Origin of the sequence: Roseiarcus sp. (assembly GCF_052145395.1) — a bacterium.
Lineage (GTDB): Bacteria > Pseudomonadota > Alphaproteobacteria > Rhizobiales > Beijerinckiaceae > Roseiarcus.
In genome coordinates this window covers 1-7,579 of the sequence record NZ_JBKQOT010000593.1, presented here as the reverse complement: position 1 = coordinate 7,579, position 7,579 = coordinate 1, and the positions used below count along the sequence as shown (strand labels likewise).

The window sequence follows — 7,579 nt, the reverse complement described above, 5'->3', positions numbered from 1 at the left end:
CGCCGCATTGCTGAAGATGAGGTTTGGCGGCGCGTCGGGCGTCCAGTCGGCGATGCTGAGCCGGACGAATGTCGCCTTGGGGGCTCGCAGGCGGGCATGTGCGAGCATCGCGTCCGAAGTGTCCACGCCGGTCAGATCCGCCTCCGGAAAGCGGCGTGCCAGAAGCTCTGAACTATTGCCCGGTCCGCACCCGAGGTCATAGACGAGGCTGGCCGAGTCGAGCGGAACGCGCGCGAGCAGGTCGCGCGGCGCGCGTCCGCTCGTCCACGAACTTCATATAGAGGCTGGGGTTCCAGTCGCTCCAGGAAGGCGTCCCGATCGGAACCGGAAAAGGCATTTCTTCAGTCATTCCTCGTCCCGGCCGGCCGCCGGGCCCTCCGAATTAGATTAGTTGACTAAAATAGTCAACTAATCTTGGCGCGACCCAACTGGGTCGTCTGTTCATTCCGCCGGCAGGCCGGCCGCGGCCAGCGCAGCAGTGAGCCCATCGCAGTCGCGAAAAAGATGGACCGCGAGGCCCGCCCGTTCGGCACCGGCGACATTGCGGGCGCTGTCGTCGACGAAAAGCGTCGCCTCGGGGACGGCGGCAAGCCGCGCGAGGCATCCGAGGTAGGCCTCGGAAGGCCTCGGGTTCGGGCTTGCGGACCCCGAATTCGGCTGATACGAAGACATTCGCCCCGAAGATCGGACACAACTCGGGAAAAACGACGTCCAAGGCGCGTTTGACCAGGAGGTTGTTGTTCGTGAGGACGGCGACCTGCGCGCGCTCCGCCAGGGCGGCGGCGAGCGCCAACGTATCCGGCATCGGCGTCACCGCGGCGCGCAAGGCTTCCGCCCATTCGTTGGCCGTTAGATTTCGGCCGAGGCGCTCGCCGAAGCCCGCCAGATAGGCGTCGGCGTCCATCTGGCCCCGGTCGCCGGAATCCTCGTAGCCCGATCCCCAGATCGCTGCCTCGACCTCGGTTTGGGAGAGGCGGCAAAGGGCGGCGAGACGTGCGGCGCACACACGCCGGTCGTACCGGAACAGCACGTCGTTCATGTCGAAAAGAACGGTCGCGATCATGCTTCCGCCACACGCAAAGCGCGCGCCAATTGCGACACAAGCCATAGGACGCACTATTCCAGAGCGTAGGTTTGTCGTGTGACGGCCGTCACAGCGGCTGGCCCTGGTCCATGGTTAACCACAGCATGTTTGGAGGGCATCGCCCACAGAGGACGAACCGTTTTGAATCATAGGGACGTACTCCAATGGTGACCGCCATGAACGGAATCGAGAAGCACGCGGCGTTCTACCGCGCATATCTGGCCGATGATCGCAGCCTGGCGTCTGTCGTGGGCATCCTGATGACGGCAATCATGGTGTGGTTGCTGTTCTATCTTGTCAGCATCGTCGGCCCAGTGAGGGAACAATCAGCCGCCCGCCCCTCTCCGCGCGCGTCGGTCGCGGTTTCGGCGCCCGCCCATCGATGACCGGGCCACAAAGCTTCGACCGTCGCCATAGCCCGATGAGGTATCGCGGTCCAACCATCGGCTTCGGCATCCTTTAGGATGCCGAACGCCTCGGCAGGATGGGCCCTCGGGCGCGACTGTGCGGTATATCGCCGGCCCATGCGTTTAGCCGCATCGGGCGATTTTCTGATGCAATCTCATCCTAAGCGATCCGCCGATCGGCGGAATCCGTTGTAGGAGCAGGGTCGCCACACAGATTTTCGGCGGACGTCCCTTGCAGGCGGACCGAAGGCGCGCTCAAGTCGGCGCTGTCGGCGAGGCTGCCGTTCGGGGCAGCCAGATTCCCCGCCGTCGGAGGCGCCTTGTGATCACGATGCCGGAACCGGACCGCGCGGTGCTCGCGCGGCGCGCGGAGATCGTCGCAGCTTTGAGGCGGATCGTCCCGGGCGAGGGCGTGATCGACAAGGCCAGCGAATTGCGCGCCTTCGAGTGTGACGGGCTCACCGCCTATCGTCAGCCGCCGATGGTCGCCGTGCTTCCGGACACGACCGGGCAGGTCGTCGAGGTTCTTCGCTACTGCGCCGCGAACGGCGTCAAGGTCGTCCCGCGCGGCGCCGGGACGTCGCTGTCGGGAGGCGCCCTGCCGCTCGCCGACGGAGTCCTCCTGGGCATGGGCAAGTTCAACCGCATCCTCGAGATCGACGTCGCCAACCGCTGCGTGGTTGCTCAGCCCGGAGTCACCAATCTGGGCATCACCCACGCCGTGCAGGGGCTGGGGCTCTATTACGCGCCCGATCCGTCGAGCCAGATCGCCTGCACCATCGGCGGCAATGTCGCCGAGAATTCCGGCGGTGTGCATTGCCTGAAATACGGCCTGACGACCAACAATGTGATTGGGATCGAGCTCGTGACAATCGACGGTGAGATCCTGCGTCTCGGAGGGAAGCACTTCGACGCATCCGGCTTCGACCTGCTCGGCGTGACCGTCGGGTCGGAAGGCATGCTCGGCGTGGTGACCGAGGTCACCGTGCGCATCCTGCCGAAGCCGCTTGGGGCGCGGGCGCTTCTGATCGGCTTCTCCTCGGTGGAGAGCGCCGGCGATTGCGTCGCCGGGGTGATCGGCGCCGGGATCATCCCCGGGGGCATGGAGATCATGGACCGGCTTGCCGTTGAGGCGGCCGAGGCCTTCGTCCACGCCCGTTATCCGCTCGACGCCGCGGCCCTGATGATCGTCGAGCTCGACGGCTGCGAGGCGGAGGTCGATCACCTCGTCGCCGAGGTCGAGGCGATTGCGCTGCAGAACGGCGCCACGAGCTGCCGGTCGAGCCGGTCGGAAGAGGAGCGGCTCTTGTTCTGGGCGGGACGGAAGGCGGCGTTCCCCGCGGTCGGGCGGATCTCGCCGGACTACTACTGCATGGACGGCACGATTCCGCGACGGGAGATCGGCCGTGTGCTGCGCCGCATCCAGCAGATGGAGGGCGAGCATGGGCTACGCTGCGCCAACGTTTTTCACGCTGGCGACGGCAACCTGCATCCGCTGGTCCTCTACGACGCCAACCGGCCCGGAGAGCTGGACAGGGCGGAAGCGTTCGGCGCCGACATTTTGCGGCTCTGCGTCGAGGTGGGCGGCGTGCTGACGGGCGAGCACGGCGTTGGAGTCGAGAAGCGCGATCTCATGGGGACCATGTTCACCGAGCTCGACCTCAACCAGCAGCAGCGCCTGAAATGCGCCTTCGACTCGGAGAGCCTTCTCAACCCGGGAAAAGTGTTCCCGCAGCTCTGCCGCTGCGCGGAGCTCGGCCGCATGCATGTCCATGCCGGCCAGCTCCGCTTTCCCGATCTTCCGCGTTTCTGACCGGAGCGAGTCGATGTCGACCCTGCAGCCGTCTGACGCGCGGGAGACCGCGGAGATCGTCGCCTGGGCCGCGGCGGAGGGGCGCTCGCTCGAGATCGTCGCGGGGGGCACGAAGCGCGCGCTCGGCCGTCCCGTGAAGCCAGAGCACGTCCTCGACCTGTCGCGGCTCGCGGGCATCGTCGCCTACGAGCCCGCCGAGCTGGTGCTGACCGCCGGGCCGGGCGAGCCGCTCGCCACGATCGCCGCCGCGCTTGCCGCCAAGGGGCAGATGCTGGCGTTCGAGCCGCCGGACTGGCGATCGCTGCTCGGCAGTTCGGGCGAGCCGACGCTCGGCGGCGCCATCGCGTGCAACCTCGCCGGATCCCGCCGGGTGCGCGCCGGATCGGCGCGGGACTACCTCCTCGGCTTTTCCGCCGTAAACGGATTTGGCGAGACCTGGAAGGCCGGCGGCAAGGTGGTCAAGAACGTCACCGGCTACGACCTGGCGAAGCTCCAGGCCGGCGCCTACGGTACGTTGTCGGCGCTGACCGAAGTCACCGTCAAAGTGACGCCCAAGCCGGAGACGTCTTGCACCCTGGTTCTACACGGCCTCGCCGACGAGGTTGCGATTCCTATGCTTGCCCAGGCGTTGAACTCACCCTTCGAGGTTTCGGGCGCCGCGCATCTGCCCGCCGCCGCGGCGCGACGATCCCGCGTCGGCGGCGTTTCGGTGGGTCTCGCAGCGGCCACCTTGCTGCGGCTCGAGGGTCCCCGGCCGTCGGTCGCCTATCGCGCCGACGCCCTCGAAGCGCTGCTCGGCCGCGGCGCTCGGCTCGACGACTGGGAAACCGAAGTCTTCTGGGCGGAGTTGGGCTCGGTCCGGCCACTCCTCGCGCCGGGCGCCCGGATCGTCTGGCGGCTCTGCCCGACGCCGAGCCGAGCCGCCTCGCTCGCGCAGGCGTGCCTGACGGCGCTGCGGTCGGCTGAAGTCGTGTTCGACTGGGGCGGCGGCCTCGTCTGGCTGTGCCTCGACGAAGGCGAGGCCGGCGCCGACGGGGCCGCATCGGTCGTCAGGCCCGCGATGAAGAGCGCCGGAGGGCACGCGACGCTGATCGCGGCGCCAGAGGCTGTGCGCGGCTCGACACCGGTGTTCGAGCCTTTGGAGAGCGCGGTCGCCAGGCTCAGCGCGCGGGTGAAGAGCGGCTTCGATCCCCGCCACATCCTCAATCCCGGGCGCATGCAAGAGGGCTGGTGACGGCGATGCAGACGACCTTCACCGCAGCCCAGCTCGCCGATCCCGAAACGAGCGCGTCGGAGAAGATCCTGCGCGCCTGCGTGCACTGCGGCTTCTGCACCGCCACATGTCCGACCTATGTTCTGCTCGGCGACGAACTCGACAGCCCGCGAGGCCGCATCTATTTGATCAAGGACCTGCTCGAGAACGACCAGCCGCCGACGCCGGAGGTCGTCAAGCACCTCGATCGTTGCCTGTCGTGCCTGTCGTGCATGTCCACCTGCCCCTCGGGCGTGAACTACATGCACCTCGTCGATCACGCACGCCATCGCGTCGAGGCGACTTTCGAACGGCCTTGGTTCGACCGCGCGATGTGGCGCACATTCGGGATCGTGCTGCCGCGGCCGGGCCTCTTCCGGGCGGCGATGCGGGCTTCTCGTATAGCGAAGCCGTTCGCGCGGCTCCTGTCGGCGCGGATGCGGGCCGCGCTTGCGCTTGTGCCCACGGCGCTGCCGAAGCCGTCACGCTTCGATCGGCCGCAGGTTTTCCCCAGCGTGGGGACGCGCAAACGGCGCGTCGCGCTGCTCAGTGGTTGCGCGCAGCAGGTCCTGGCCCCCTCGATCAACGAAGCGACGATCAGGCTTCTCACCCGCCACGGTTGCGACGTCGTCGTCGCGGCCGGCGCCGGATGCTGCGGCGCGCTGACCCACCATCTCGGGCAGGATGCACGAGCTTTCGCCCGCGCCAATATCCTTGCTTGGGCGCAGGAGATCGAGCGCGGGGGGCTCGATGCGATCGTGGTCAACGCCTCCGGCTGCGGCACGATGGTGAAGGACTACGGCTTCATGTTCCGCAGCGATTCTGAACTTTCGGCGCTGGCGGCCTCAGTTTCGGCGCTGGCGCGCGACGTCGCCGAGCTGATGAGCGAGATCGGCCTTCAGGCGCCGTCGAACCCGACCGGCCGGCGGGTCGCCTATCACAGCGCCTGTTCGCTGCAGCACGGACAGCGCGTTCTCGACGAGCCGAAAGCGCTGCTCAGGGCGGCGGGTTTCATCGTGCTCGACCCGCCGGAGGGGCATTTGTGCTGCGGCTCGGCCGGGACTTACAATCTCCTTCAGCCCGAGCTGGCGGCCCGGCTGCGCGACCGCAAGGTCGCAAACCTCGACAGCGTTTCGCCGGATCTCGTCGCCGCCGGCAATATCGGCTGCCTCACGCAGATTGCGAGCGCGTCGACCCTCCCCGTCGTCCACACGGTGGAGCTTCTCGACTGGGCGACCGGGGGTCCGAGGCCGTCGGCCCTCCCGGCCTGACGGCCGCCCGCGCGCCGTCTCTTGCTTATTTGTAGGCTGCGCCCGCCGTCGCGATGCTGGCCGCGGCGCCGATGGTCGAGAACCCGCCGCCGATGATCGCGAACACTTTCTGCACTTCGGTGGAGGGCGAATTCGACACGTAGATGAGGTCGCGATTGGCGATGCGGAAGCTCTGCTCCAGGAACAGGCTGTTCGGATCGGTCAGGTTCAAGCGGTAGACGACCGGCGTCAGGCGGCCCGGCCGCACGAGCGGGCTCGTCGGATCGAGCTGACGCGCGACCGACTCGAGTTCATAGCGGAAGACGAAGACGCCGCGTAGCGATTGTCCTGCAGGCCGCCCGATTTCGCCAGAGCTTCTGCGAGCGAGATCCCGTCGGCGTCGAACGGGATCTCGGCGTTCTGACCGGTCGCGCCGTAGGCGATGAACTTCTGCGGATCTCGCACCAAAGTCAGGTCGTCGCCGGGATGCAGGTAGATGTTCTCGTGCGGGTTGTTGACGATCGTGATGAGCGGAATGCGCGAGGTCCTCGACCCGCGCGACAATTCGACGAACGTTTCGTTGATCGGCGCGCGCACCCCCCCGGCCGAGGCGAGAACGTCGAGCAGGCGGTCGCCCTTGACCGACAGCGGCACGCGCGCGCCCGCCGCGACCTCGCCGCCGACGCTGACCGAATCGCCAGCGGTTTTCACGACGTTGACCAGAACCTGCGGCTGGATCGCCTTGCCTTCCAGCGCGTGCTCGATCTGGTCCTGAACCGCCCGCGTCGTCCGGCCCGCGACACGGACCCGTCCGGCATACGGTACGGTAATGCCGCCGTCCCGACCGACGACCTGTTCCGGAATGGTCGCGCTGTTCGAACCTGTGCTGACCCTGTCGGCGATCACCGGCGCGGAGAACAGGCCGCCCGAAGCCGCCTCCCAGATCGTTACGGTTACGGAGTCGCCGACGCCGATCACCGGTTCGGACGAGACCCTGCGGTCGCCGAACTCGGCGGAGAAGCTTCCGTATCCTCGCCGCCTGAGCGCCTCGACGGTCGCGGGCGCGATATCGACGACGAGATAGCGCTGGTCCTGGTCGGACAAGGCCTGCTGCGCGGTGATGTCGCTCGCGCTTGGGCCTGAATCAGGCAGGGACGAGCAACCCGCCAGGGCGGCGAGCGCAACCGCGCCCACCGGGCCCGAAAAACGAAACTTACGCGGCAGCCGCATACGTCGCCCCAACCAGCCAACCACATCTATCAACAGGGCCTCAGTCTGGCTACGTTCCGGCGACGCGCCAGCCATGTCGCCGCCAAGGTGTTGCCAAAATGTCACCTTCAAAGTCAGCGGCTGTTTCATGAACATGGATGCGGTATCGTCGGCCGCGCAGGACGAGCTTCTCAAGATCAACGCCGAGTGACTCGCCCAGCGCTTGAAATCGGGTGCCGGAATCACAGAGATTCTTTCGAACCGGACCCTGCGCCTGAACTTGATCTCTCCGTCACGATACACGATCGGTACTTCATTTGCTCGAGACGGCGTCCGGCCGCTCAGTTTGACATGGCGGCGGAATTTCAGTCAAAAGGGGGTCGTCATTCGTTCCCGATGCCGAGGAGTGCGCGTTCGCGGCTGACGCCATTTCGAGTTGGACCTCTCTGGATTTGTGCGGCATTATGTAGCAACCTCCACCACCAGTATATTTGCGATGGAGAACATGTCGTCTACTATCATGGTCTATAGGTATTCCAGGAGCACTCGTTAATGGGCGAACCG

5 protein-coding genes and 2 pseudogenes are annotated in these 7,579 nt (G+C 66.7%); 4 read left to right on the top strand and 3 right to left on the bottom strand.

Features of this window, described 5'->3' with window-relative positions:
• A pseudogene (locus tag ACLP25_RS20470) lies at nucleotides 1-162 on the bottom strand (trans-aconitate 2-methyltransferase); the annotation flags it as partial.
• Nucleotides 163-441: 279 nt separating this feature from the next.
• Nucleotides 442-672: a hypothetical protein gene (locus ACLP25_RS20465; protein WP_442470992.1), complete on the bottom strand. Its 231-nt coding sequence runs from the start codon at nucleotides 670-672 to the stop codon at nucleotides 442-444.
• A 576-nt stretch (nucleotides 673-1,248) separates the two neighbouring features.
• On the opposite strand from ACLP25_RS20465, the gene ACLP25_RS20460 reads away from it, so the two are divergent.
• From ACLP25_RS20460 to glcF, 4 genes are all read left to right on the top strand, one after another.
• Nucleotides 1,249-1,470, top strand: a complete 222-nt coding sequence (locus tag ACLP25_RS20460; protein WP_442470991.1) for a hypothetical protein — start codon at nucleotides 1,249-1,251, stop codon at nucleotides 1,468-1,470.
• Between the two features lie 352 nt (nucleotides 1,471-1,822).
• Nucleotides 1,823-3,304: an FAD-linked oxidase C-terminal domain-containing protein gene (locus ACLP25_RS20455; RefSeq protein ID WP_442470994.1), complete on the top strand. Its 1,482-nt coding sequence runs from the start codon at nucleotides 1,823-1,825 to the stop codon at nucleotides 3,302-3,304.
• Nucleotides 3,305-3,317: 13 nt separating this feature from the next.
• Nucleotides 3,318-4,538, top strand: a complete 1,221-nt coding sequence (locus ACLP25_RS20450) for an FAD-binding protein (RefSeq protein ID WP_442470990.1) — start codon at nucleotides 3,318-3,320, stop codon at nucleotides 4,536-4,538.
• Nucleotides 4,539-4,543: 5 nt separating this feature from the next.
• Nucleotides 4,544-5,827 (top strand): glycolate oxidase subunit GlcF, encoded by a 1,284-nt coding sequence (gene glcF / locus ACLP25_RS20445; protein WP_442470993.1) that lies wholly within the window; start codon nucleotides 4,544-4,546, stop codon nucleotides 5,825-5,827.
• Nucleotides 5,828-5,852: 25 nt separating this feature from the next.
• Here glcF and ACLP25_RS20440 read toward each other — a convergent pair.
• Nucleotides 5,853-7,036 (bottom strand): annotated as a pseudogene (locus ACLP25_RS20440) (polysaccharide biosynthesis/export family protein).
• Nucleotides 7,037-7,579: the final 543 nt, after the last annotated feature.

Excerpts from the sequence above, each read along its gene's own strand:
- ACLP25_RS20460 (WP_442470991.1), top strand. The coding sequence starts at position 1,249 with ATGGTGACCGCCATGAACGGAATCGAGAAGCACGCGGCGTTCTACCGC.
- ACLP25_RS20455 (WP_442470994.1), top strand. The coding sequence starts at position 1,823 with ATGCCGGAACCGGACCGCGCGGTGCTCGCGCGGCGCGCGGAGATCGTC.
- ACLP25_RS20450 (WP_442470990.1), top strand. The coding sequence starts at position 3,318 with ATGTCGACCCTGCAGCCGTCTGACGCGCGGGAGACCGCGGAGATCGTC.
- glcF (WP_442470993.1), top strand. The coding sequence starts at position 4,544 with ATGCAGACGACCTTCACCGCAGCCCAGCTCGCCGATCCCGAAACGAGC.
- ACLP25_RS20465 (WP_442470992.1), bottom strand. The coding sequence starts at position 672 with ATGTCTTCGTATCAGCCGAATTCGGGGTCCGCAAGCCCGAACCCGAGG.